Raw genomic sequence first — 25,550 nt, forward strand, 5'->3', positions numbered from 1 at the left:
CCTTTTTTATTTACGCATCTTAGGGTCAAATGCATCGCGTAAACCATCGCTAAATAAGTAAAAGAATAAGATGAGCAAACTTAATACTGTTGCAGGAATAAATAATTCATGTGGATGAATTAATAACATAGCACGTCCATCATTAACTAATGAACCAAGTGATGTTTGTGGTGCTGGTACACCGATCCCAATGAAGCTTAAGAATGCTTCAAAGAATATGGCACTTGGCACTGTGAACATTGAAGTTACAACAATTGCGCCTAACGTATTTGGTAAAATATGTTTAAAAATTAAGTTGAATTTTGATGCACCTAATGTTCTTGATGCCATCACAAATTCTTGATTTTTTAACTTTAAGAATTCCCCACGAACTACCCTACTCATTCCTAACCATCCGGTAATCGACATGGCTAAGATAATTGTCCATATAGACGGTTCAAATATGAGTACAAATAAAATTACGACAATTAAGTTAGGAATAGATGCAATAATTTCTAGAATACGTTGCATGATATTATCTACCCGTCCTCCGAAGAAACCGGATATTGCACCATATACAACACCAATAAAAATGTCCAGTACTGCAGCTACTACACCGATAAATAATGAAATTTGAGCACCTGTCCATGTACGTGTCCATAAATCTCTACCTAATTGATCAGTACCAAACCAGAAATTTTCTTTAACGTCTGCATCTTTATATGCGTTTGTTCCATCTGCGCCTGTTCCGTCAAATGGAAGGAAAGGTACCTTATCTAATACTGGAATCTTAGCAGGTAAATTTCGTCTTGAGACATCTTGTTCGGCATAATCATGATCACTTAATAAAGGACCAATAAAAGCCATAATAACAATTAAAACCAATCCGATTAATCCTACAATAGCCAATTTATTTCTTTTTAATTGGGTCCAGGCATCTTGCCAGAAGTTTTTACTTTCTCTTTGCATTTCTGGTTCTCTATTTAAATCAAGCTCTCTCATTACGAAATCAGAAGCTGCAATGCCTTCAGAGGTATGTGTCATAGCCGCATTTGAATGATCATCAAATGGCTTTTCAAATTTATCATTTGCCATTACTTTTTACCTCCTTGTACACGAATTCTTGGGTCAATGATTCCGTATAAAATATCTACGATAAAGATTGAAACAATAAATAAAGTACTGAATAAAATCGTTGTAGCCATAATAACTGAGAAGTCATTTGTCGTAATCGATCTTACGAATTGGTCCCCTAATCCCGGAACACCAAATATATTTTCAATGGTTAACGTACCTGTTAGAATTCCTGCTAACATCGGTACTATGATGGTAATAATTGGTATGAGTGCATTTCTTAATGCATGCCCAAATAGCACACGCAAAGAAGAATTCCCTTTTGCTCTTGCTAATAATATGTAATCCGAACTTAAAACTTCTATCATTTCAGCTCGTATGTATCTTGCTACTGTTGCCATAACCCCTGCAGATAGTGCAAGTGAAGGTAATACAGCTGTAGCAATTCCTTCCCAACCAGCAACAGGGAACCATCTTAATCTCACTGCAAAAACATATTGAAGAAGTACGGCTAAAACGAACGATGGTACGGATACAGCGATAACTGAAATCACAGTAGTTGTATAGTCTACCCATGTATTTTGCTTAGTTGCAGCTGCAATACCAAGGATTAGACCTAAAATTATACCTATAATCATAGCGATAATACCCATTTCCATTGATGGAATCAATCTCGGTCTAATTAACTCCCATACCGGTTGATTATGATACTGGAATGAATAACCAAAGTCCCCTGTTACAACGTTCTTTAAATAATGAAGATATTGAACGGCAACCGGATCATTTAATCCATATTTTTCATTAAGAATAGCCTTTTGTTCAGCACTTAATTTTGCATCATTAAACGGTGAACCTGGCATCATTTTCATTAAGAAAAATGTAATCGTAATAATAATAAACAGCGACAAAAACATGTACCCCAATCGTTTTAAAACATATCGCGTCATTACTCCGCCCCCTTTTAAATTTTCAAAATTAACATTCCCTTCAAAATTTTCAGAAATATTTAGTAATATTATATATACAATTTTCATACAATTGCAATATAATTTTCACAATATTTAAAAATTGAATTGTAAAATAAATGTTCTTTTTACTGTTTTGATATTATAATCTTATGTTTTAGATTTAAGATATTATTCTTTATACGAATACGTTAAACTAGTATTAACTTCATCAGGGGGTATACAAATGAAACATAAAAAAAGTTGGGGGCTCTGGTTGTTAAGTACTCCTATGATTACATTGATAATTTGGTTAATCTTTTCTAACCATTCCTTTATTTCATACATAAATACATTATTTTATCTATCACTTATAGTCTTTATACTCGTTTTCATTATTTTATTAGTTCAAGAAGGCATTTTCGATGCTACAAGTTATGGTTTTCGACGTATTCGTTATCAAATGTCTCCACGTGCAAAGAAAAAGACAATGGAACATGATGCGTTTTTTAATCCTTCACAAGTCAAAAAAGAGGTTTATTTTATATCATCATGGATTTTTCCTGCGCTAATCATCAATAGCTTATACTTTGTATTAACAATCATCATTTCCATTTTTTATTGATAAAAAGGCAAAAAAATAGCGAGGGTGGGACAGAATTCTTTTAAAATTCGTCGTCCCAGTCTCGCTATTTTATGTTATTAATCTTCAAATTTTTTAAATACTAATACTGCGTTGTGACCACCAAAGCCAAGGCTATTACTCATTGCATAAGTAATTTCTAAATCTTGCGCTTCATTTGGAACAATATCAAGATCACATTCAGGATCTGGTGTATTAGCATGAATCGTTGGTGCAACTTTAGAATCACGAATTGATAATGCTGAGAAGATAGCCTCTAAACCACCTGTAGCACCTAATAAGTGACCAGTCATTGATTTAGTTGAGCTAACTTTTAAATGATTAGCGGCTTCACCAAATGTATTCTTGATTGCTCTAATTTCATACATATCACCAACAGGCGTACTCGTACCATGTGCATTTAGATACTGAACATCTTTTGCTTCAATACCCGCATCATCAAGTGCTGCTTGCATTGCGCGTGAGCCACCTTCGCCTTCAGGTGCTGGAGCTGTAATGTGATAAGCATCACCTGTTGAACCATAACCAACAATTTCAGCATAGATTTGAGCACCACGCGCTTGTGCAGATTCTAATGATTCAAGCACTAAAATTCCGGCACCTTCACCCATTACGAAACCATCGCGGCCTTCTTGGAATGGACGACAAGCTGTTTCTTTATCATCATTCGTAGATAATGCTCTACTAGCACTGAATCCTGCAAGTGCCATATGCGTAATCGGCGCTTCTGTACCACCTGTAATCATCGCATCTGCATCGCCACGTTGAATGATTTTAAAAGCTTCACCAATAGAGTTAGTGCCTGTTGCACATGCTGTAACTGTAGAACCATTTGGTCCTTTTGCACCTAAATCAATCGATACCTGACCAGTTGCCATATCAGGAATTAACATTGGTACGAAGAATGGACTTACACGTCTAGGCCCTTTCTTTTGAAGCGTCGTATGCGCTGTTTCAAACGTTTCCATACCACCAATGCCTGAACCAATCCATACACCAATGCGATTAGCAGTTTCTTCATTGATATCTAGCTTAGCATCTTCAACTGCTTGACGTGCTGCAACTACCGCATATTGAGTGAAACGGTCCATACGGCGTGCGTCTTTCTTTTCGATATGATCTTCAATATTAAAATCTTTAAGTTCACCTGCTAAATGAACATTATAATCTTCTGTATCTACTCTAGTAATTGTATCGATACCATTAACACCTTTTAAGGCATTTTCCCAACTTGTTTGGGCGTCATTGCCAATAGGTGATAATGCACCCATACCAGTAATTACAACTCGTTTATTCTCAGTCATACATTAAATCCTCCTATTTACCCCATTTGATAACCATAGCGCCCCATGTTAGGCCACCACCAAAACCTACTAACACGAGTGTGTCATCATCTTTAATTCTTCCATTCTCTAATTCTTGTGAAATACTTAATGGTATTGAGGCAGCAGATGTGTTACCAAAGCGATTAACAGATACACTCATCTTTTCTCTCTCTATACCAAGTCTTTCTCGTGCTGATTCCATAATTCTAATGTTTGCTTGGTGAGGAATAAACATATCAATATCATCAGATTTTAGTCCTGCCTTGTCAACAACACGCGTTGACGCTTCACCCATAATTCTTACAGCAAACTTAAAGACTTCTCGTCCGTTCATAACTAGTTTACCAGTATCTTTATTTAAGTATAAGTATTTTCCACCGGTACCGTCAGACCCCATTTCATAGCTAATGATACCTCGGCCTTCTGAAACCTCACCAATAACTACTGCACCAGCACCATCACCGAATAAAACGGCTGTTGAACGGTCTGTTAAATCTGTTATCTTAGATAATTTATCTGCACCGACTACAAGTATATTTTTATAGTCGCCTGATTGAACATATTGTTTTGCCGTTATCATTGAATACATGAATCCAGAACAAGCTGCTAATTGATCCATAGTAGGTACTTTACGCGTACCTAATTTTTCTTGTAACATATTGGCAACTGATGGAAATGGCATATCTCCAGTAGCACTTGCCACAATAATCATATCTATATCAGCTGGTGTGAGTCCTGCATCTTCAATCGCTTTTTTACTAGCTTCAAATGCTAAATCAGATGTATCTTGCTCTTCACTTGCCCAACGTCTTTCTTTAATACCAGTCATTTTAGAAATCCATTCATCTGAAGTTTCTAAAAAACTTTCGAAATAAGCGTTATCAACGACTCTCTCTGGTGCATATGCACCAAATCCTTTTATACCTACGTTCATGAACGTACACCTTCTTACTTCAATTTTTAATACCAGGTATTAATTTAACACACTTTTTTATCTCTACTCAAGTAGTTACCCTTTCAAGATGATGATTTTCTAATAAATAAAAAAGTACAAAGTATAATCAGTTATTTACTATCTCTATACAAAACGACTACTTTACATTAAAATGGAAGTATATAAATTATGGAGGTCATCGGTATGAAATACCTCGTAACTTTTATTTGGGCAGTCATCCTATTACAAATGGTTAACTTTGTATTGAATAGTTTAAATGGCGGTGGATCATTAAACTTTATTACGCCATTAATTCTAGCAGTTGTCTTTACAATTGTTATTGCTATTTTAGGTGCAATGATAAAACCAGATGACTTTACCCGCCAAGGTAACAGACATATTTAATAACATAGCATGTTTATTAAAGAAACAAATGCGATAAGTGAAACAAGTACACTGTTTCATTTATCGCTTTTTTAATTTGATAATAAAGCACCTAAACTACTTCTGGATGCCCTTCAGCCCCCATCAATAATGCTAATCTGGTTTTCACCACTATGTCCGAAAAGTAACGTTGCTTTCTACTTGTAATAGTCATTACCCAAATTATCCCAGTATAATGATTAATTTAAATATTACTTATACTTAAACAGGTCCTATACCTTACCTTTTCCAATTCCATTTACAGGGTTAAAATCAATCTTTATTATTCAAACTGACTTACCACTTTTCTTTACCTACATCTTGTCCATAATCTATTTCATCTTCAATATATATACCTCCATTTTTATAATAATTATGAATTTGTTCTTTTATTGATAGTTCCTTTTTAGAAAATACAACCTTTCCATCATTAGTGACATATACATCTAAATCATCACCAATCTCCAAATCAGCTTGCTTTAAAATATGTTTATTTAAAGTAATTGCTTGACTATTACCATTTTTAAACACTTTTGCGGAATTCATTTTAGATTGCCCTTTTCTTTTTGCTTAATATTATATATAAAATGTACTTACTTAAGCATATGTTTTGTTATCTTACATATTGTTTCTCAAATAGTGTGGGTGAGACGCCTCTAGGAATAGCATCAGCTTAAGACAAAACTACAATTAAAAAGCAATTCATCACAATCTACAAGACTTTGAAAAAGGCTTCTAAAGTGATGAATTGCTTATCCTTACTAACCATTGGCTTAAGCCATGCCTAGGGCAAGCGAACCCAACACTATCTAGAAACACACTAAACTTCACAAAAAAACCTAGAAAGTGCGCATCACACTCTCTAGGTTTCCCATAATCATTCATTATTCATTTTTAGGCTTTTGCACATCGAAAGTTAACGCATCGTTGCCATCTAAATCTACTTTAATTAAAGTACCCTCTGGCATACTTTCTTTAATCATCATACGTGCTAATGGTGTTTCAATTTGACGTTGTACAAAACGTTTCAATGGTCTTGCACCAAATTGTGGTTCATAAGCTTCTTCACCCAACCATTTTTTCGCGTCATCAGAAACTTCAATAGAAAGTCGTTGATCCATTAAACGAATATTTAATTGAGTTAAAATTTTATCAACAATCATACTCATATCGTTAACAGATAATGGTTTGAATAATACAATATCATCCATACGGTTTAAGATTTCAGGTTTAAAGAAAGCATGTAAGCTATCCATTACAGCTTTTTCAGTGTCTTCAGTAATTTCACCTGTATCTTTGACATTCTCAAGTAATACTTGAGAACCGATGTTACTAGTCATAATGATAATTGTGTTTTTAAAGTCAACACTACGTCCCTTAGAATCAGTTAAACGACCTTCATCTAAGATTTGAAGTAACACGTTGAATACATCACTATGTGCTTTTTCAACTTCATCAAGCAAGATTACTGAGTATGGGTTACGTCTAACCGCTTCAGTTAATTGACCACCTTCATCATGACCAACATAGCCTGGAGGAGCACCAATTAATCTAGAAACAGAGTGTTTCTCCATATACTCACTCATATCAATTCGAATCATATGTTTTTCAGAATCGAATAATGATGCAGCTAATGATTTAGCCAATTCAGTTTTACCTACACCAGTTGGTCCTAAGAATAAGAAACTACCAATTGGTCTATTAGGGTCTTTAATACCTGCACGTGCTCTTACAACAGCATCAGATACCAAGTCTACCGCTTTATCTTGACCTACCACACGTTCGTGTAAAATATCACTTAAACTTAATAATTTTTCTCTTTCTGTTTCAACTAATTTAGAAACTGGAATACCAGTCCATTGACTCACAATGTCGCCAATTTCTTCGTCAGAAACGACTTCACGAATCATGCGTTCACTATCACCTTGTTCATCTTGGTATGCTTCTTCAAATGCTTTTAACTCTTTTTCTAATTGAGGAATGGTACCATATTGTAATTCAGCTGCTTTTTCAAGATCGCCTTTAGTTTGTGCATCTTCTAAAGCTTGACGACTACGGTCTAATTCAGCACGTTTTTCTTGTACTTTTGCGATTTTTTCTTTTTCTTGTTCAACACGAGATTGTAATGATGCTTGTTTTTCTTTTTCATTTGAAAGTTCTTCTTGTAGTTCTTCTAAACGATGTTTACTAGCATTATCAGATTCATTTTTTAATGCACTTTCTTCAATTTCTAATTGCATGACACGACGGTTCACTTGATCTAATTCAGTTGGGTTTGAACCCATTTCAGTACGAATTGTGGCACAAGCTTGGTCGACTAAGTCGATGGCTTTGTCAGGTAAGAATCTATCAGTAATGTAGCGATCTGATAATTCAGCTGCTGCTACTAAAGCACGGTCTTGAATGCGTACACCGTGATATACTTCGTAACGTTCTTTCAAACCACGTAAGATTGAAATTGTGTCTTCTACGTCTGGTTCACTTACGCCTACTTTTTGGAAACGACGTTCTAATGCAGAGTCTTTTTCAATATATTCTCTGTATTCATTTAAAGTAGTAGCACCGATACAATGTAACTCACCACGTGCTAACATCGGTTTCAACATATTGCCGGCATCCATTGCGCCGTCTGTTTTACCTGCGCCAACTAACATGTGAATTTCGTCGATGAATAAGATGATTCGTCCATCAGACTCTTTCACTTCTTTAAGCACTGCTTTAAGACGTTCTTCGAATTCACCTCTAAATTTCGCACCCGCAACTAAGGCACTTAAGTCTAATTCGAAAATTGTTTTATCTAATAATGATTCAGGTACGTCTTTACGTACAATACGTTGTGCCAAGCCTTCAACAATCGCTGTTTTACCTACACCTGGTTCACCAATTAAGACTGGGTTATTTTTCGTTTTACGACTTAAAATTCGAATGGTATTACGAATTTCTTCATCTCTACCAATAACAGGGTCCATTTTACCTTGGCGTACCTCTTCAACTAAGTCACGACCATATTTCTCTAAAGCTTCATAATTTACTTCTGGATTTTGTGAAGTCACATGATTTCCCCCTCTAACTTTAGTTATAATTTCTTTTACAACTTCTTCTTTATTTCCAACAATCTGTTTTGTTGTGTCATCGATATCCATCGCAGCACGTAGGACGTGTTCCATTGAGATATAGTCATCTTCGTATTCTTTCATGTATGATTCAGCTTTATTTAATAATTCATTCGCTTTTGAACCAATATATTGTCCGTATTGAATATTATCTCCTTGTACTGAGGGATATTTTTTTAATTTTTCGTTATATGCTTGATTTAATTTATCTGTATCAATATTTGCGCGTTCTAATATACTTTTAAATAAACTATCAGTTTCTTCTAAAGTTCCTTTTAAAATTGCTTCGATTTCAATGTTTTGTAATTCGTTTTCTTTACTCAATTCAATGGCTTTTTGTAATGCACCTTGAATTGCATATGTCATTTGATTAATATCCAAATTTTTCACCCCTATTGATTTGATAAGAGCAAGGTCAAGTACTTCTTCTTTTTTGACTTTGACTTTCTTTGACCTTAATTACATTATAGACCCTCTTAAATGATTAATCAACAGTTATACTCAACTTTTTTATTTTTCTAAAATAGCTTGTACATGCATGTTTGACGCGCTTAATAAAGCGCTTTTATGCTATGTTTTATCACAGTTCCTTCAAGTATAAACATCAAATAATCGTCAAATTAAATAAGAGACTGAAACGGAATTCTTATCGAATTCATCGTCTCAGCCTCACGTGAATGACTAGTATTGAGTTAATTAAAGAAGTGCATTCTCAATTCAGTCAGCTACAACGCATGAGCTACATAGCTCAACTGTTTATTTTTGTTTCAAACGTTTAGCATATCTTATTTATTGTTCGAATTTTTCTTCATCGCTTTAATTATTTCATCAGATAATGCTTTTACACCACTATTTTCAAGGTGAACGCCATCTGGTGCGAAGTATTCAGGATGTCCTGCAGAGCGTTGGTACCAATCTACTAAGGTTACATTTTTATGCTTTTTAGCAGCATTAGCAAGCTGTTTATTAACGTTATCTTGCCAATCACGAGGTACACGTGTATTTACTAAATAAATTTGTGCTTTACCAAACTTACTGATTAATTGATTTAATTCTTCCTCTGTAAAATCACCGTTAGTACCTAGTTCTAAAACAACTTTATCTGAAGGTTTATTATAGTTAGAATAATTGCCTGCAATTGAGAGCGCCTCTTGTAAATGGCGACCTACTTTACCATCAATCGTTGCTTTAGGCACTTGAGATTTAAATGTCTCACCAATATCTACCATTACTGAGTCTCCAATGAGTAATGGACTTATATCGGTATACACCTGTTTTTTACTTTTACTATTGCTATTTGAACCATCGATTTTTATATTTTCACCAGGCATCATTCTGATTAAATATTTATCTTGCTCATTCGTATTAAATGAATTTGCTTTATTTTCAATGTCATCTTTTCCAAAACGGTCAAAGACCCCAATAAACATTAATACTATTGGTATTAACGCTATTATTGATATGATCGTTCTGATGAATTTAGGTCTTTTTAGATGATTGAATGAAAATGCCTTGAAACCTTCACGTCTAAACGGTGTCTCTACATATCGATATGATAATTCAGCAAATAATACTGTAAGTACGATATCGATAGCATACACATAGATTGGAAGCTGTCCATCAACAAAGTGGATGTGTATAAAGCTTATAACAGGAAAATGCCATAGGTATAAACTGTATGAGCGTTTACCAATATAAACGAATACGCGATTACCTAATGCTTTAGCTAAAATGCTAGATGGATGAACTACACTAGCAATAACGAATAACGTCATACCTGATATAAGATAAAATCCACCATTATAAATCCATGAACTCGTATCTTTTACTGTGAAGAATAAGTATATCAGTAGGAGAAGTCCTATTATACCGATTCCATCAATTGAACGTTGCAACACCTTTGGCGGATGTGCTTTCAATTTAAACGGTGGCCATAAAAATGCTAATATTACACCTAATAATAATGTTTGTAAGCGTGTATCTGTCCCAAAATAAACTCTAGAATATCCAACGTTGGGTTGAGAAATAACGACCATCGCTAATAAAGATGCTAGAGAAATAATCCATAATATCAAAGTGACGTTGCGATATTTTTTAATCGTTAAGAGTAAAATAACTAACACGAACGGGAAGAACAAATAGAACTGTTCTTCTATTGCAAGTGACCATAAGTGTTTTAATGGCATAAATGAAAATTGCTCGAAGTAGTTAACATCTTTGGCAATATACCACCAGTTCGACACATAGAATAATGCGGCTATAATGTCATGTTTAACTCGTACAATTTCCTGTGGTTCAAATATTAATGTAGCAATTCCAACGACAATTAATAACGCAACAACTGCTGGAAGTAACCGTTTTACGCGTCGTAACCAGAATTGTTTCAGGTTTATTATGCCCTTTTCTTCGTATTCCTTTAAAAGCAAGCTTGTAATTAAATATCCAGAAATAACGAAGAAGGTATCTACACCTATGAATCCCCCTGTAAGCCATTTCCTGTTTAAATGGTAGATAATAATACCTAAGACAGCAATTGCTCTTAGTCCATCTAAACCAGGCATGTAACGCATTTTAGTCTTACGTTGATTCCCTTTTTCAAAATCTTGTTTCATTGTTCACATTCTTTCCCTATTAAATAATAAATTTTGATAAATTCATTAATTACTAAAGCACTGAAAATCAGGATAAAACGAAAGCCGATGATCAACAACATGAGTGAATATGATTTAGCTTAATATTCTTTAATATTTTAATGTGTATGATTAAATCGAGTTTTATACTTAGATGTCTGAGCTTGAACTATAATATTATTTTATATAATTTGGCGCATTTATTATAAATTTTCATAAATGCAAGTACAATTTAAATCATTTTATATTGTAATTCTTATGTATTGTAGTATAACGCTTAAACAAATTCAATTTATATTACAATTATGTCATTTATTAACATCATTTTGTCACTATACGCACTGAAGGTATGACTTTGAAACGATTTCGTTAAAAAGTTAAGATCATTTAAAATAAAAAAACAATAGTACATCATCATCGTGTACTATTGTTTCTAAGCGATTAATTAGCCAACGCCTAATGCAATTTTAGCGTATCTTGACATCATATCTTTATTCCAAGGTGGATTCCAAACAATATTAACTTCTGTATCTTGTATTTCTGGAATTTCAGCTAATACTGTTTTAATTTGTTCGATAATTTGTGGTCCAAGTGGGCAACCCATTGAAGTTAGTGTCATTTCAACTGTACACAAACCATCATCATCAACATTCACTTTATATACTAAACCTAAATTAACGATATCAATACCTAATTCAGGGTCAATAACCATTTCAAGTGCACCTAGGATACTGTCTTTTAATGCCTCTTCCATTAGTATCACCTCTCATTATTTATCTTTACACTAATATATCAAATATCCGACAAAACGCCAATAAAATGCTATGATACCACTAAACCATTAAAGACGTTATAATGACACTATAGCGTTGATTTAATGTATCACCTTCACAGACATTTGATATAAAATGATAGTGAACTTTATTCTATTGATATGTAGCTTAAGGAGAAATATATGAAACCTTATTTAATTTGTTTAGATTTAGATGGAACATTATTAAATGATAATAAAGAAATTGGTGAGTATACTAAAAAAGTACTTACAACCTTAAAAAAACAAGGTCATCAAATTATGATTGCAACTGGTCGACCTTATCGTGCAAGCCAAATATATTACCATGAGTTAAATATGGACACACCTATTGTAAACTTCAATGGTGCTTATGTGCATCATCCTAAATCAGATGATTTTAAAACGACCCATGAAGTTTTAGATGTAGACTTAGCTAGAAATATGATTGAATCACTTCAAAAAGCAAAAATTACAAATATTATTGCTGAGGTACGCGATCATGTCTTTATTAATAATCACGATCCTAGATTATTTGAAGGTTTCTCAATGGGTAACCCTAAAATAGAAACAGGTAATTTATTAGAAGAATTAGACGAAGCGCCCACATCTTTACTTGTAGAAGCCGAAGAAATTTACATTCCTAGAATCAAGCAAATGCTTACGCGTTTCTATGCGGAGAATATTGAACACAGACGTTGGGGTGCACCGTTCCCAGTCATTGAAATTGTTAAACGTGGTATAAGCAAGGCACGTGGGATTGATCAAGTCAAAGATTATCTAGGAATCGAATCTTCTCACATTATCGCTTTCGGAGACGAGGATAATGATATCGAAATGATCAAATATGCTAAATATGGCATTGCAATGGACAATGGCCTTGATGAATTAAAACATATTGCCAACCATATTACTTATTCAAACAATGATGACGGTATCGGTCGTTATTTAAATGATTTCTTTAAATTAAATATACCTTACAAAGGTTAACAATCAATTTATAAAGTGAGACAAATGTATATTTTTCTAATGTCTCACTTTTTTACTATATGTTTATGGAGGAATATACGATGCGAAAGATTATTGTAGTCGGAGCTGTTGCCGGTGGTGCAACTTGCGCTAGCCAAATCCGTCGTTTAGATAAAGACAGTCAAATTACCATTTTCGAAAAAGACCGCGACATGAGTTTCGCTAATTGTGGCCTGCCTTACTATCTCGGCAATGTTGTAAATGAGCGAAAAGATGTATTACCGATTACGCCAGATATGTTTAAAGAGAAGAAAAATATTACAGTAAAAACGTATCACGAAGTGATTGCTATTAATGATAAATCTCAAACCGTCACAGTGTTAAATCGTGAAACTAAAGAAACATTTGAAACTAGTTATGACAAACTCATTTTAAGTCCAGGTGCAGGTGCTAATTCATTAGGCTTTGATAATGATTTTATTTTCACTTTACGCAATATAGAAGATACGGATGCAATTGATCAATTTATTGAGCAACATCAAGTTAAGAAAGCATTGGTCGTTGGTGCAGGCTATATTTCATTAGAAGTCTTAGAGAACTTATATACTAGAGGTTTAGAGGTTACATTAATTCACCGTTCTGAAAAAGTAAACAAGTTAATGGACCAAGATATGAATCAAGTTATCTTCGACGAGCTTGATTCACGTCATATACCTTATCGTTTAAATGAAGAAATCATCAGCATTCATGACCATCAAGTAACGTTTAAATCAGGTGTCAAAGAAGACTATGATTTAATTATTGAAGGTGTCGGTACACACCCAAATTCAAGCTTCATCGAGTCATCAAACATAGCATTAAATGACAAAGGGTTTATTCCAGTTAATGAGAAATTTGAGACGAATATCCCTAATATTTATGCATTGGGCGACGTCATCACTTCTTTCTATCGCCATGTCAATCTACCTGCACAAGTTCCTTTAGCATGGGGTGCACATCGTGGCGCCAGTATCATTGCTGAACAACTTGCTGGTAACGATCATATTACTTTCAAAGGATTTCTAGGTACTAATATTGTTAAATTTTTCGACTACACATTAGCAAGTGTGGGCGTTAAAGTTGAAGAATTATCTCAGTTTGATACTCAAATGGTTGAAATTACTTCTGGGACACACGCTGGTTATTACCCTGGAAATACAGATATCCACTTGCGTGTTTATTTTGACGCTGAGCGTCGTCAACTATTGCGTGCTGCCGCAATTGGAAAAGAAGGCGTAGATAAACGCATTGATGTCATTTCAATGGCAATGATGAGTGGCATTACTGTTGATGAATTAACTGAATTTGAAGTAGCCTATGCGCCACCCTATAGTCATCCTAAAGATTTGATTAATATGATTGGCTATAAAGCCCGAGATTTATAAAATATGGGAGTGAGACAGAATGCTTTTAAATTCGTCGTCCACTCCCAGCTTGCTTTGCTTGTAGAATTTCTTAGTGAAATTCTCTTTGCTGGGGCCCCGACTCCCACCTTGCTTTGCTTGTAGAATTTTTTAGTGAAATTCTCTTTGCTGGGGCCCCGACTCCCAGCTTGCTTTGCTTGTAGAATTTTTTAGTGAAATTCTCTTTGTTGGGGCCCCGCCCACAAGCATGACTAAAACTAAGAAGGCGCTTAGTTTAAGCGCCTTCTCAGTTCAGTCAGCTACTGTAAATTTGCAAAGTAGCATTATTATATTTTTATGTCCTAGACTCATACCTCTTTCATGAATCACTTATCTTATTTTAACTAATTCCAAAAAGACTACTGATTGGACCCCATGGTAGGATAATACCTAGTGCCATAGTAATAATGATTAAAATAATTGTTGCCCAGAATAAACCGTGGCTTGCTTCGTGTTTCTTACGTTTCGCAATAGATACTTCCATTAATGCAACTACTGCGATACCACAAAGCATCTTCAATGTTAACAACATATGATTACCGCCACCGCCATGACTAGCAGCCATAAATTCTTGAATTAACAACCAAAATCCTGAGAACAATGTAAGTAACATAAAGACTCTCAAGGCCATTTGTAAAGGTTTAAACATAGGTGTAGGACCTTGTGATTTTGAAATATGTAAAAATGCAATTACATATAAAATAATTGTCAATGCCCAACTTGCAATATGCATATGTAACAAGACTAAATTCCCCCAATACTATTGATTACTTTTTTACTTAATCATCATATCATATCTATATCCAAACGTATTGTTAAACGATAAAAGGAGTGGTGCATCAAACGCATGATGCGTTCAATTTACCACTCCTATATAAATATATGGAATCAAGAAAGACGTATTGTGTACGTCATCGCAATTGAGTTAGTTACTGATTATGAGCTAGTCATGACTATTTATATGTTGAATAGTCATTAATCTTTTGCGATATAAGTAGTTAATGTACCAATATTATCAATCGTAACTTTAACTTCATCACCTGGTTGTAAGAATTGAGGTGGTTGTAATCCTGCACCCACACCAGCTGGTGTACCTGTAGCAATAATATCTCCTGGATGCAATGCTACATATTTAGAAATCTCTTCAATTAAGTCATCAATTTTATTAATCATTTGACTTGTATTACCATCTTGACGAATTTCATTGTTAACTTTAGTTACAATATTAACATTTTCTGGTGTTGGTAACTCATCTTTAGTTACAATGTAAGGTCCCATTGGGCAACCACCAGTTAAACTTTTAGATAAAAATGCCTGATCTTGTTCATTTTGTGCTTTACGGTCAGTGATATCATTAATAATTGTGTAACCATAAATATAGTCCAATGCTAACGCTTTTGGAATTTTTTCTCCAGATTTGCCGATGACGATACCTAATTCGCCTTCATAATCTAATTGATCAGTGATATCTTTATGATTTGGAATTGTTGATTCATCACCAGTTAATGATGATGCTGCTTTAGTGAATACGTATAAACGTTGTACCTCATGATTTAATTCACTTGCGTGATCTTGGTAATTACGACCGAATGCGATAACATTATTTGGTGGTGTAACCGGTGGCAAGAATTCAATATCATTGAAAGCGATTTTGAATTCTTCTGCTTTACCACTATCTTCAGCTGCGACAACTGCTTTACGTACTTGTTCTTGGAAATCAAGTGTTTGGTTTTGTTGTAAACCTTCTAATAGTGTTTTAGGGTGGAAGTCACCTTCGCCAAATTGTGCAAACACTTTTTTTAGATCCCAAACTGCGTCTTCACGCTTAACTTTTACGCCGTAAGATTCAGCGTCATTATAATTGAATGATAGAAATTTCATTCAGTATCAACTCCTCATCTATATCTTAATACATATTATAACTTTAATCTTTGCTAAACCACAAATATATATGTCTGAAATTTTAGAAATTTAGTGAATTGCATGATATTTAATTAGAAGATCGTTTGTCACCGTCGTCGATACTCATTTGACCAAATTGGAAGAAATACAGATAACCAAACACTTTAGAATTCAAAATCGTTTCTAAGGTATTTTGATAATACTTCATTTGAATTTTATATTTATCTCGAAGTTGATTACCTATTTCTTCATCCGTCATACCCCTACGTTTATTAAAGGCATCCGTCTTATAATCTACAAAGTAATATTGCCCGCCTTTTAAGAAAATTAAATCAATCATTCCTTGAATTATGGATACATCTTCATCCTCTTCAGGCATTTCGTCAACACGTGCTTGATTTACAACAAACGGTAACTCTCTATATACTTCATCAGCTTGTGTAATCGTCATATACAAGTCACTTCTGATAAAATTCATAACTGCTTCAAATTGAATATCTTTCTTAGCGTCCTCTTCAATGATATGCTTTGCGATTAACTCATCAATATAATCATTTAATTCTGTTTCAGTCATTCGTGTTTCTTTAAATGGTAAATGTTGCATAACCGTATGCATTAAGGTACCAATTTCATTAGCTTTTCGATTGCGATTAGCGCTTAGGAATTTTGGTCTTTCATACGTTGAAACACCAATACGATATTGTCTGACTCTTTCATAACTTGTGCCACTTTCTTCTGTTTCTAATTGGCGCTTTAATTCAGAAACGGATTGTTTTGATGGCTTCTTCGTATCCTTTAAGTAAGGATATTCAAAAGATAGTTGATCATTAATTTGTTGTTTCAAAGCATCATCATGAGAGCCTTCTGTCTCTAAATCTGAAACGCTACGACGTTCCTGCTCAGACTCACTATTTTCAATCGAAAGTGCTTCAAAATGTACGACCTTAATTTCCACAGAAGGACGTAAACTTTCATCTAATTGATCAATTGATTTTTCAAATTGATATTCTGGTAATAGAGATGAAGATTGATACTTAGCTAAAATACTATAAATTAAATCAAAAGGTCGATCAGCGGATAAACGCTTGTGTAATGCAATATGATTATTTGAAATAGGCAGTCGTTCATATTTTTCTAAGACTTCTTCCTTATCAATTGTCCCAATAAGAATGAGTTGTTCTTTAGCACGGGTCATAGCCACATACATCAAGCGCATTTCTTCTGAGATTAATTCTTTTTCAGTAATTGATTTAATGACTACTGATGATAGAGAAGGATACGTCACATTTTGTTCCAAATCATAATAATCAATACCCAGACCATATTTTTGATTTAAAATTAGTGGTTTGCGTAAATCACCTTTATTGAAATTTTTAGAGAGTCCAGAGTAAATCACATATGGGAACTCTAAACCTTTACTACTATGAACTGTCATCATTCGCACCACATTATCATTAGGTCCTATAACGTTCTCTTCACCAAAGTCTTTATTGCGCTCGATTAATTCATCAATAAACCTTATGAATTGATATAATCCTCTAAAGCTAGAATTCTCAAATTCCACTGCTTTGTTGAACAATCCATAAAGATTTGCACGTCTACCTTTACCACCTATTAAACCACTAAAATATTGAATAACATAGTGGTCATTATAAAATTTGTCAATGAGTTGGTAGACTGGGTGTGACTGACTATAGGCTTGATACATTGTTAAATCATCGATAAAACGTTGTAACTTTTTAACTAATGCTGGTCGCGCTTCCTCATCTTTAATATAGTGCATGATAGATTGGTAGAAATAATCATCATTCATACTGAGTACACGTATATGGGCTAATTCATCTTCTGTAAATTGATAGATGACCGATCTCATCAATCCAACTAGATAAATATCTTGCAATGGATTATCGACAGTTCTTAAAAAAGATAAGACTAATCGCACTTCCGTTTGTTCGAAGTATCCTTCCTTACTATTTACATGAAACGGAATATTATTGTCTTTAAATACCTGTTGCAAATTACGTGCATTTTTCAAACCTCTCTCAAGTATGACAATATCTTTGAAAGTCGCCTGTCTATATGTTTCCGTCTTCATGTCATATACCTGTTTATTTTCAACGATATCTTTAACTTGTTCAACGATATAACGGGCTTCTTGTTCTAATTTTTCTAAATCAGCATCACTGCTTTTATCTTGAACTAATGCATGTAATTCAAGTGGCATAGATTTATCGGAATATTTAGTAGCACCAAAATAAAGTCGTGCATCAGCATCATAATCAATTTCACCAACTTCTTCATCCATCATATGATCAAATAAATAGTTGGTCGTGGCGAGCACTTCTTTACGCGAACGGAAATTTTTAGATAAATCAATACGCATACCAGTTCCATCACCATTCTTTGTAAAACGATGATATTTATTCATAAATAGCGTTGGGTCAGCTTGTCTAAATTTATAAATAGATTGTTTAACATCGCCTACCATAAATAAATTACCATTAGACTCATCGCCACGTTTAATTTTAGATATAATAGCTTCTTGTACTTGGTTTGTATCTTGATATTCATCTACTAATATTTCTGAAAACTGGTCACGATATGCTTTAGCGATGGGTGAAGCATTTCCTTCTTGATCTGTTAATATTTGTAATGCAAAGTGTTCATAATCAGAAAAATCTAGAACGTTACGACTACGTTTCTTATCAGCAAAATCATTAATAATATCTTTAACAATTCGAACAAGATACTGTATTCTTGGTGCTAAACGCTTCATATCTACCTTTAATTCTTCAAAAGAACGCATTAAATACTTATTTTTTACATTTAATAATAGCTTTTTATAGTCATCATAAAAGTCTTTCGCATTTGTTAAAAATTGAGCACTTATACCTGCGTCTTCATTCGTGTCTTTTAATTTTTTAGTAATTGTAGGCAATTTTTCAGAAGCGTAATTAATAATTTCTTCATAATTTATTACATTACCCTCTAGCATTTTTTCACATTTGTATTTTTCTAATTTAATAACATCTAAATGTTTTTCTGCTTCAATACAATTTAAAAAGTTATTTTCCGCTTCTAATAAGGTACGGTATGCTGCTTTGATATAAATTTTTGCTAGTTTTTCTAATTCTTTCAAATAAGCTACATGTTTATCTTCATTGTCATAGATATCAACTAATGAATCTAGCCACTCAAATGGTGATGGATTAGCGATACTAAAGTTGTAGAAACGTTTTAATAAATCTCTAAAACTATCATCATTTCGGTCATTCGATAATTGTTCCACAAGCGTAAGAAACTCAACATCTGGTGTTTCATAATGTTTTTCTAGTACCTCATCAATAGCTTGTTCAAGTAAAAGTACATTTTCCACATCACTTATAGTACGGAAGTTGGGATCTAAATCAATGACATCATAGTGCTGTTGGATAATCTTTAGACAGAAACTATGTAGTGTTGAAATTTGTGCTTGATGAATTTTAATACGTTGATTCTTTAAATGTTCATTGCTTGGATCTTCAATTGAAGCTTGTTGAATACGTTGATCTACACGATGTTTCATTTCTCTAGCACTTAAATTAGTAAATGTTACAACAAGTAACTTATCAACATCTATTTCGTCTCTAATTATTTTTTGGATAATCCTTTCTACTAAAACGGCAGTTTTGCCGGAACCAGCAGCAGCGGCTACTAATATATCCTTCCCATTAGCATATATACTTTTCCATTGCGCATCTGTCCATTGCGCATCTTTAGGTTTAATCGGAATATCATTCATTATTATCACCACTTTCTAACTCGACATCTTGTACTGCTTTAATAGGGTCTATTGTTTCATCTACATGACGATAATGTTTACTATCTATCATCGTATCCACGTGACAAACAGATTTAAAATTACAAAACTGGCATGGGAGTTGGTCATCAAATTTAAGTGGTGCAACTTCAGTGTGACCTTTCATAATGTTTGTAGCAGTATTTATAAAATTATCTTTATTGTGCTTAATAAATTTATGAATCGTTGTTTCATCAGCCACACTACTTCCCCTACTACCAATACTTCCATCTTTCTTCAAACTAACTGGAACAATATCAGATTTGCCAATGTCTTCTAATCGAATATCTAATGCATCTACGACATCCATATCACTATTAACTAAGCCACGTAATTTATACTCTTTCAAAAATGCTTGTTCCAGTTTATCTTCTGTTAAAGCATCATCTTGCAATTCGCCCCAATCTTTAAAGTTAAGACGTTCATCGTGGACATGGAAATACAATAGTCCACCTGGTTTAATTTCATTTGACAAGCCCAGTCTTTGGGCATTTTGCAATGCAATATCCATATAAGTCATCATTTGCATTTGTTTGCCATAATAAACCTTTTTCAAATCTAATGTCGCACTCGGATTAGATGATTTATAATCAATGATATTTATATAACTCGTATCATTCTTAGTATAAGCATCTATACGATCAATTTGTCCGCGTATATTAACTGGAATACCTTGTTCTGTAATTAATGGTTGTGCAATAAGTTCTTCACTGTTCTTAGGTGATTTTCTAAATCCTGCTTCGAATCGTTGCGGTTTAAACTTTGTATTTTTATTTTGGTAGCGTAGTGCTTTCAGCGTACTTTCAACAATAACACCAATTCGTTTAGACATATATCGGTAGTACGCATTTGAATCCATAAGATTAAACTGAACTTGCGGCAATACATTTTCTAAAGCTTCAACAGTTAATGCGCGAATCTTTTTATTATCAAGATTTTTAAAATCGCCATTAATCTTATCAGAAATATACTTTAATGCAGTATGGAAAATATTACCTAAATCAAAATTTTCAAGTTTATATTTCGTGCGTTCATTTAATCTTAGACCATGGTTCGCGTAATGTTTAAATGGACAGTCATTATATCCTTCAAATCTAGAAACGCTGGCATTAATTGTTGAACCATATAATGATGCTGCCAACGGTTCATCTAATTGCACCGTTTCATTATCATATGTCAACGCTGTTAATAAGTAACTTAAACCATCGTTCAATTTGTCATTATCTCGCATAACTTGATACGCATCTACCCATATATCTGCAACCATCTCTGCTTCCAACCAACGCTTTAGCGATTCAAATAGTGCTACCTTAGTTTGATGCGGATGTTCCATTAAAGAAATAGGTTGAGCATTATGTTTATAGTGAATATTCGTTACTTCTAAACCATTAAACAATGCTTGTATTTGATCAAGAAACGGACTCTTCTCTTTATCCTCACCTTGAGCCCCCATTAAGCTATATGAAAATGTAACTTGGTCACTGCCTCGTGTCATCGCAATATAGCAAACAAATGCTTCATCCATTTGTAAGATATCTGAGGTTGGACTCAATTCAACTTGTGTCTGTTGCTCAAACATTTTCTTTTCTTCATCAGTTATTAAACTAGAAGACGAAACAGGTTGTGGCATTGCGCCATCATTCATTCCAACCATATAAATATGCTTTTTATTGTCTACCTTAGCTAGATCCATTGTCCCTATACTAACTTGGTCGAGTGTTTGCGGAATCATAACAAACTCTAATTGTTCCAAACCAATATCAAAAACTTCTAAAAAGCGTTTAAGTGTCATATCTTCATTATCAAATACAGTGACTAAATCATCTAATATTTGGATAAGGCCATTCCAAATTTGGTCAATTTCTTCTGCTTCTTCATGATGACCCTCGACATCTAGTTGGTCCCGATGTGTCATTAAATATTTTGGTAAATCAAATGACTCCATAGTTTCATAAAATGCTGTCGCAAATCCTCTTACATTATCCGCTTCGTTCATTGCCTTTTCGAAAGTTACTATTTTATCGATAATATCATGCTTCAAATTAACGACTTGCTCAAACGTTTCTCGTTCTTCAACAGTCAATTTATGCTCTTTTCGGCCCATTTTAGTAAAATTATCTACACTAAATAATTTATCATCGAGCCAACGTTTGCCATAAACGCCACGTTCAACTACAAAATTCTCTAATAAATCAATTAAATACGCACTATCTTTAAAATGATTAGACAAAATATTGGTTTTAATTAAGCGCATCATCGGACTCATATTCCAGTTCGTTTGAATTACTTCTAAAAGCGAACGCACCATTTCCATGATGGGATGATGTGTCATTGATCTTTTGGTATCTATATTAAATGGGATGTCATATTGTGGAAGTACAGAGTCAAATAAATAGGCATAGCTTTCATCGCGATACAGTATAGCGATATCTTGGTATCGATATTGCTTATCTCGTGTATCTTTTATAATTTGGCGAGCCACTTCATTCACTTCTTCACGTATACTTGATGATTCTAAAATATTAATATTACCTTCATAAGTTACAGGATTAATTTGCAGTGCATCAAATTGTTGTTCCAATTGCATTAAATCTTTGTTGTTAAAACGATGTTGTTGTTTAAATAATTGTTGTTGTAAGTCTATATTTAAATCATTAGCAATTTCCTTTAAGTGGGTTAATACTTCGGATGGTTTTCTAAAGAGACTGAATGGATCTTCAATACCATCTGTTGTCAGAAGGACTGTAACTTTTTTGGCATTTTGTACCAGCGCTTTAATTATTTGATATTCCAATGTAGAGAAGTTATGGAACCCGTCTATGTATATTTCTGACCTTTTAATCCATTCTGATTGATTCAAAATATCAATAAAATGATTTAAGCTATCCTCTGAGGTAATAAACGTTCCATTTATACGTTCCTCAAAAGATTGGTATATGAAGGATATATCTTCTAATTTATGTTTCGTTCTCGTACTTATGCCATTATCTTGCAAAAAGGATTTCAAATGTTCAGGCGTAACAGCATATTTCTTAAAATCTTGAATTTGCTCACTTAACTTCTCACTAAATCCATAGTAATTCACTTGTGATCGATATAATTTGAGTTCAGATTGATGTTGTTGAACAAGATCATAAATCATCATCTCAGTGGCTGCTTGCGTTAATCGTTCTTCAGTTAATCCCCCTACTTCCTGAAAAACTCTATAACTCAAACGTTCAAAGTGAAGCACTTCAGTTCTTAAACTTCCATTCAATGCCTTGTCACTTACAAAAGCTTGTTCTAATTGAAACGTACTTTGAGTTGGTGCGATTAAAATAATCGGATCACCAAGTGGGTCATCTTTCATTTGTTGCTTTATATTATTAATCATATAATGGGATTTACCTGTCCCGGCTCTACCTATGTATGCGTTCAACTCCATTATTCCCACACTCCTTTGAGTTCATTTTAACATAGAACATACGTTCCTAAAAATGTTTTGTTGCATTAAAATAGTGAACAAAAAAAGACTGGTTGGAACCTCTATAACATTCCATTACCAGCCCTGATAGGTATAAATCAAATCATTAGTCAATGCCTTTATTTATCGTTGTCAGGATTAAAATTAAACTTAAATTCACTGAATGGCCAAAATCTAAATGATACTTTACCTACAATTTGATCTTTATCGATTAACCCGAATGCTCTACTATCCTTACTTACTTCTCGATTATCACCTAAAACTAAATACTTATCTTTAGGTATAACATTGGATTTAGGATTGGCATTTAGTAAATCTTTCGTTTCAAATGAACCCGTAATATATTCTCCTTGTTTACGCTTTTCATTGTAATCAAGATACGGTTCATCTATCTTTTTACCATTCACATATAGTTTGTCATCTTTATAAACAACACTATCTCCCGGCACGCCAATAACACGTTTTACATAGTCGTCTTGTTGATTCGCATGAAAAACGATAACGTTCCCTTTTTTAATGTCTCCAACTTTATATCCTAAAATATTGACCATAACGTGTTCGCCATCTTTTAATGTTGGATCCATAGAATCGCCTTTAATCGTATATGACTTAGCGACGAAGTTTACCATTACCCATACTAGTAATAAACCTACCGCTATGGCCACAATCCATTCAACTATTTCTTTTTTCACTATTAACACCTCATCTACTTATTAAATTGATAGGTAAATTCTTTAAATGGATAATATTTCAAATGAACATCTCCAACAATATCGTCTTTATCTATTAATCCATATCTACGTGAATCACTGCGTTTATCACCATTATCATTTAAAACAAAATATGAATTTGGTGGAATAATATCACCATCAGAATCATGTAAATCTCTTATCGCAAAATTATTAATATCTCTATTTTTAGCATAAAATTTGTCAACTTGTCTATCATCTCTATACAATTCACCATTTCTGATTTCTATAGATTCACCAGGTTTACCCACCAATCGACCAAAGTGCAATTGATTATTTTGGCGATACATGATGATATCACCATCATCCAATAAGTTAAAGGTGATTTTTATTTTATTAACAATGACGCGATCACCTTTATTTAAAGTGGGAGACATATCGTTAGTTTGAACGACCGCACTTTTAATGATGAACATTTGTATAAAAATGACAAAGAGACAAGCAAATAGTAATGCTACTACCCAACTTGCAATTCTACGCACGTTGTCACTCCTTGTCCGAACCCATAAAATAGCCTTCTACTTTCTTACCAATAAACCATAATGCTATCGTTATCATTATTATCATGACTGCTCTAAAAGGATGTGTAAAAAAAGTTGTTACACTTTTTCCCATAATTGCCAAAAATGTGATAGAAATAAGCTTAGAAACAAGTAAAATCATAAAGTAATATTTACCTCTAATATGAGACAAACTAGCTACAAAGTTAACAAGTGTATTAGGGGTAAATGGAAAGCACATCAAGATAAATATAGGTACCAAACCTTGTCTGTCAATAAAATGAATTAATCTTTCGACTGATCGTCTTGATTTAATCCGTTTCATAAAGTTGGCATTCACAAATTTTCTACAGAAGAAGAAGACAGTGTAAGTACCTGCTACAACACCTAACCAACTCACAATCGTACCTGCTAAAAAGCCATACGCATGAACACATAAAATAACATACAATGTTAATGGAAGCACTGGTACAATGGCCCTAAAAAATAATATGATAAACCCAGCTAAATAACCAAAACCTTGTAATAAATCAAACCATTGTTCAATTTGATGAAACACAGTTACATCAAATCCTTCCTATTGAATTAACAGTCATTATTTCATAGAAATATTGTACACTGTTTCATTTATAAATCTACCTCTATGGTTACAAATCAGTCATAGGTAGTAGTTAGAACTCATTCCTTAGCTTTAATATAAAGGTATATAATAAAAAGGGAGTGGAACAGAATTCTTTTAAATTCGTCGTCCCACCCCCGCAAGGATGACTAGAACTGAGAAAAGCTTGATTAAAGCGCCTTCTCAGTTCAGTCAGCTACTGCGAATTTGCAA

Annotated in this window: 19 protein-coding genes; 4 read left to right on the plus strand and 15 right to left on the minus strand. The window is 33.7% G+C overall.

Translation table 11 applies throughout. The features are described from left to right. Positions 1-6 precede the first annotated feature (6 nt). A complete protein-coding gene (gene opp3C, locus KA909_RS04080; RefSeq protein WP_193839565.1) occupies positions 7-1,074 on the minus strand; it encodes an oligopeptide ABC transporter permease in 1,068 nt (355 codons plus the stop codon). Further along, complete coding sequence (gene opp3b / locus KA909_RS04085; RefSeq protein WP_053029731.1) at positions 1,074-2,000, minus strand: oligopeptide ABC transporter permease; 927 nt, start codon at positions 1,998-2,000, stop codon at positions 1,074-1,076. The genes opp3C and opp3b overlap by 1 nt, the downstream gene beginning before the upstream one ends. Before the next feature lie 244 nt (positions 2,001-2,244). On the opposite strand from opp3b, the gene KA909_RS04090 reads away from it, so the two are divergent. Then, the gene (locus KA909_RS04090) at positions 2,245-2,622 is read left to right on the plus strand and encodes a DUF3899 domain-containing protein (RefSeq protein WP_193839566.1); all 378 of its coding nucleotides are present in this window, start codon (positions 2,245-2,247) and stop codon (positions 2,620-2,622) included. 77 nt (positions 2,623-2,699) lie between these two features. Here the strand turns inward: KA909_RS04090 and fabF are convergent, their stop codons facing one another. Both fabF and KA909_RS04100 read right to left on the minus strand, forming a co-directional pair. Then, complete coding sequence (fabF, locus tag KA909_RS04095; RefSeq protein WP_075109203.1) at positions 2,700-3,944, minus strand: beta-ketoacyl-ACP synthase II; 1,245 nt, start codon at positions 3,942-3,944, stop codon at positions 2,700-2,702. A gap of 13 nt (positions 3,945-3,957) precedes the next feature. Further along, positions 3,958-4,899 (minus strand): beta-ketoacyl-ACP synthase III, encoded by a 942-nt coding sequence (locus tag KA909_RS04100; RefSeq protein WP_053029738.1) that lies wholly within the window; start codon positions 4,897-4,899, stop codon positions 3,958-3,960. Between the two features lie 204 nt (positions 4,900-5,103). Between KA909_RS04100 and KA909_RS04105 the strand changes: the two genes are divergently transcribed. Next, complete coding sequence (locus KA909_RS04105; protein WP_053029740.1) at positions 5,104-5,304, plus strand: YjzD family protein; 201 nt, start codon at positions 5,104-5,106, stop codon at positions 5,302-5,304. Positions 5,305-5,619: 315 nt separating this feature from the next. Here KA909_RS04105 and KA909_RS04110 read toward each other — a convergent pair whose 3' ends face one another. The 4 genes from KA909_RS04110 to KA909_RS04125 all read right to left on the minus strand — a co-directional run bounded on the left by KA909_RS04110 (position 5,620) and on the right by KA909_RS04125 (position 11,819). After that, on the minus strand, positions 5,620-5,868 hold the full coding sequence (locus tag KA909_RS04110) for an AbrB/MazE/SpoVT family DNA-binding domain-containing protein (RefSeq protein WP_193839567.1): 249 nt from the start codon (positions 5,866-5,868) through the stop codon (positions 5,620-5,622). 338 nt (positions 5,869-6,206) lie between these two features. Continuing rightward, entirely contained in the window at positions 6,207-8,816 is a 2,610-nt protein-coding gene (gene clpB, locus KA909_RS04115) for an ATP-dependent chaperone ClpB (protein ID WP_193839568.1), read from the minus strand. 404 nt (positions 8,817-9,220) lie between these two features. Next, the gene (locus tag KA909_RS04120; protein WP_193839569.1) at positions 9,221-11,047 is read right to left on the minus strand and encodes an acyltransferase family protein; all 1,827 of its coding nucleotides are present in this window, start codon (positions 11,045-11,047) and stop codon (positions 9,221-9,223) included. Between the two features lie 463 nt (positions 11,048-11,510). Next, positions 11,511-11,819, minus strand: a complete 309-nt coding sequence (locus KA909_RS04125; protein WP_011276244.1) for a metal-sulfur cluster assembly factor — start codon at positions 11,817-11,819, stop codon at positions 11,511-11,513. Positions 11,820-12,020: 201 nt separating this feature from the next. Here KA909_RS04125 and KA909_RS04130 point away from each other — a divergent pair, with 201 nt between their 5' ends. Together KA909_RS04130 and KA909_RS04135 are read left to right on the plus strand one after the other, a co-directional pair. Continuing rightward, positions 12,021-12,845, plus strand: coding sequence for a Cof-type HAD-IIB family hydrolase (locus tag KA909_RS04130; RefSeq protein ID WP_053029747.1), 825 nt, complete (start codon positions 12,021-12,023; stop codon positions 12,843-12,845). Between the two features lie 80 nt (positions 12,846-12,925). Continuing rightward, the gene (locus tag KA909_RS04135) at positions 12,926-14,248 is read left to right on the plus strand and encodes a CoA-disulfide reductase (protein WP_193839570.1); all 1,323 of its coding nucleotides are present in this window, start codon (positions 12,926-12,928) and stop codon (positions 14,246-14,248) included. Positions 14,249-14,606: 358 nt separating this feature from the next. Here the strand turns inward: KA909_RS04135 and KA909_RS04140 are convergent, their stop codons facing one another. The 7 genes from KA909_RS04140 to KA909_RS04170 form a co-directional block, all read right to left on the minus strand. Beyond that, the gene (locus tag KA909_RS04140) at positions 14,607-15,008 is read right to left on the minus strand and encodes a YisL family protein (RefSeq protein ID WP_037538693.1); all 402 of its coding nucleotides are present in this window, start codon (positions 15,006-15,008) and stop codon (positions 14,607-14,609) included. A gap of 233 nt (positions 15,009-15,241) precedes the next feature. Beyond that, positions 15,242-16,147: a fumarylacetoacetate hydrolase family protein gene (locus tag KA909_RS04145; RefSeq protein WP_053029751.1), complete on the minus strand. Its 906-nt coding sequence runs from the start codon at positions 16,145-16,147 to the stop codon at positions 15,242-15,244. Positions 16,148-16,256: 109 nt separating this feature from the next. Beyond that, on the minus strand, positions 16,257-19,949 hold the full coding sequence (gene addA, locus KA909_RS04150; RefSeq protein WP_210129984.1) for a helicase-exonuclease AddAB subunit AddA: 3,693 nt from the start codon (positions 19,947-19,949) through the stop codon (positions 16,257-16,259). Further along, on the minus strand, positions 19,942-23,430 hold the full coding sequence (gene addB, locus KA909_RS04155; RefSeq protein WP_193839572.1) for a helicase-exonuclease AddAB subunit AddB: 3,489 nt from the start codon (positions 23,428-23,430) through the stop codon (positions 19,942-19,944). The genes addA and addB overlap by 8 nt, the downstream gene beginning before the upstream one ends. 158 nt (positions 23,431-23,588) lie before the next feature. Beyond that, positions 23,589-24,161, minus strand: a complete 573-nt coding sequence (gene lepB, locus KA909_RS04160; protein ID WP_053029760.1) for a signal peptidase I — start codon at positions 24,159-24,161, stop codon at positions 23,589-23,591. Between the two features lie 14 nt (positions 24,162-24,175). Then, on the minus strand, positions 24,176-24,700 hold the full coding sequence (gene lepB / locus KA909_RS04165; RefSeq protein WP_210129985.1) for a signal peptidase I: 525 nt from the start codon (positions 24,698-24,700) through the stop codon (positions 24,176-24,178). 4 nt (positions 24,701-24,704) lie between these two features. After that, positions 24,705-25,277, minus strand: coding sequence for a TVP38/TMEM64 family protein (locus KA909_RS04170; RefSeq protein WP_075108694.1), 573 nt, complete (start codon positions 25,275-25,277; stop codon positions 24,705-24,707). Between the last annotated feature and the right edge of the window lie 273 nt (positions 25,278-25,550).

It is taken from the genome of Staphylococcus sp. GDX8P54P, from assembly GCF_017893165.1.
GTDB classification, from domain to species: Bacteria; Bacillota; Bacilli; order Staphylococcales; family Staphylococcaceae; genus Staphylococcus; species Staphylococcus borealis.

Excerpts from the sequence above, each read along its gene's own strand:
- opp3b (WP_053029731.1), bottom strand. The coding sequence starts at position 2,000 with ATGACGCGATATGTTTTAAAACGATTGGGGTACATGTTTTTGTCGCTG.
- KA909_RS04130 (WP_053029747.1), top strand. The coding sequence starts at position 12,021 with ATGAAACCTTATTTAATTTGTTTAGATTTAGATGGAACATTATTAAAT.
- addB (WP_193839572.1), bottom strand. The coding sequence starts at position 23,430 with ATGGAGTTGAACGCATACATAGGTAGAGCCGGGACAGGTAAATCCCAT.
- KA909_RS04120 (WP_193839569.1), bottom strand. The coding sequence starts at position 11,047 with ATGAAACAAGATTTTGAAAAAGGGAATCAACGTAAGACTAAAATGCGT.
- KA909_RS04090 (WP_193839566.1), top strand. The coding sequence starts at position 2,245 with ATGAAACATAAAAAAAGTTGGGGGCTCTGGTTGTTAAGTACTCCTATG.
- opp3C (WP_193839565.1), bottom strand. The coding sequence starts at position 1,074 with ATGGCAAATGATAAATTTGAAAAGCCATTTGATGATCATTCAAATGCG.
- KA909_RS04135 (WP_193839570.1), top strand. The coding sequence starts at position 12,926 with ATGCGAAAGATTATTGTAGTCGGAGCTGTTGCCGGTGGTGCAACTTGC.
- fabF (WP_075109203.1), bottom strand. The coding sequence starts at position 3,944 with ATGACTGAGAATAAACGAGTTGTAATTACTGGTATGGGTGCATTATCA.
- KA909_RS04100 (WP_053029738.1), bottom strand. The coding sequence starts at position 4,899 with ATGAACGTAGGTATAAAAGGATTTGGTGCATATGCACCAGAGAGAGTC.
- KA909_RS04105 (WP_053029740.1), top strand. The coding sequence starts at position 5,104 with ATGAAATACCTCGTAACTTTTATTTGGGCAGTCATCCTATTACAAATG.
- KA909_RS04145 (WP_053029751.1), bottom strand. The coding sequence starts at position 16,147 with ATGAAATTTCTATCATTCAATTATAATGACGCTGAATCTTACGGCGTA.
- addA (WP_210129984.1), bottom strand. The coding sequence starts at position 19,949 with ATGAATGATATTCCGATTAAACCTAAAGATGCGCAATGGACAGATGCG.
- KA909_RS04110 (WP_193839567.1), bottom strand. The coding sequence starts at position 5,868 with ATGAATTCCGCAAAAGTGTTTAAAAATGGTAATAGTCAAGCAATTACT.
- KA909_RS04125 (WP_011276244.1), bottom strand. The coding sequence starts at position 11,819 with ATGGAAGAGGCATTAAAAGACAGTATCCTAGGTGCACTTGAAATGGTT.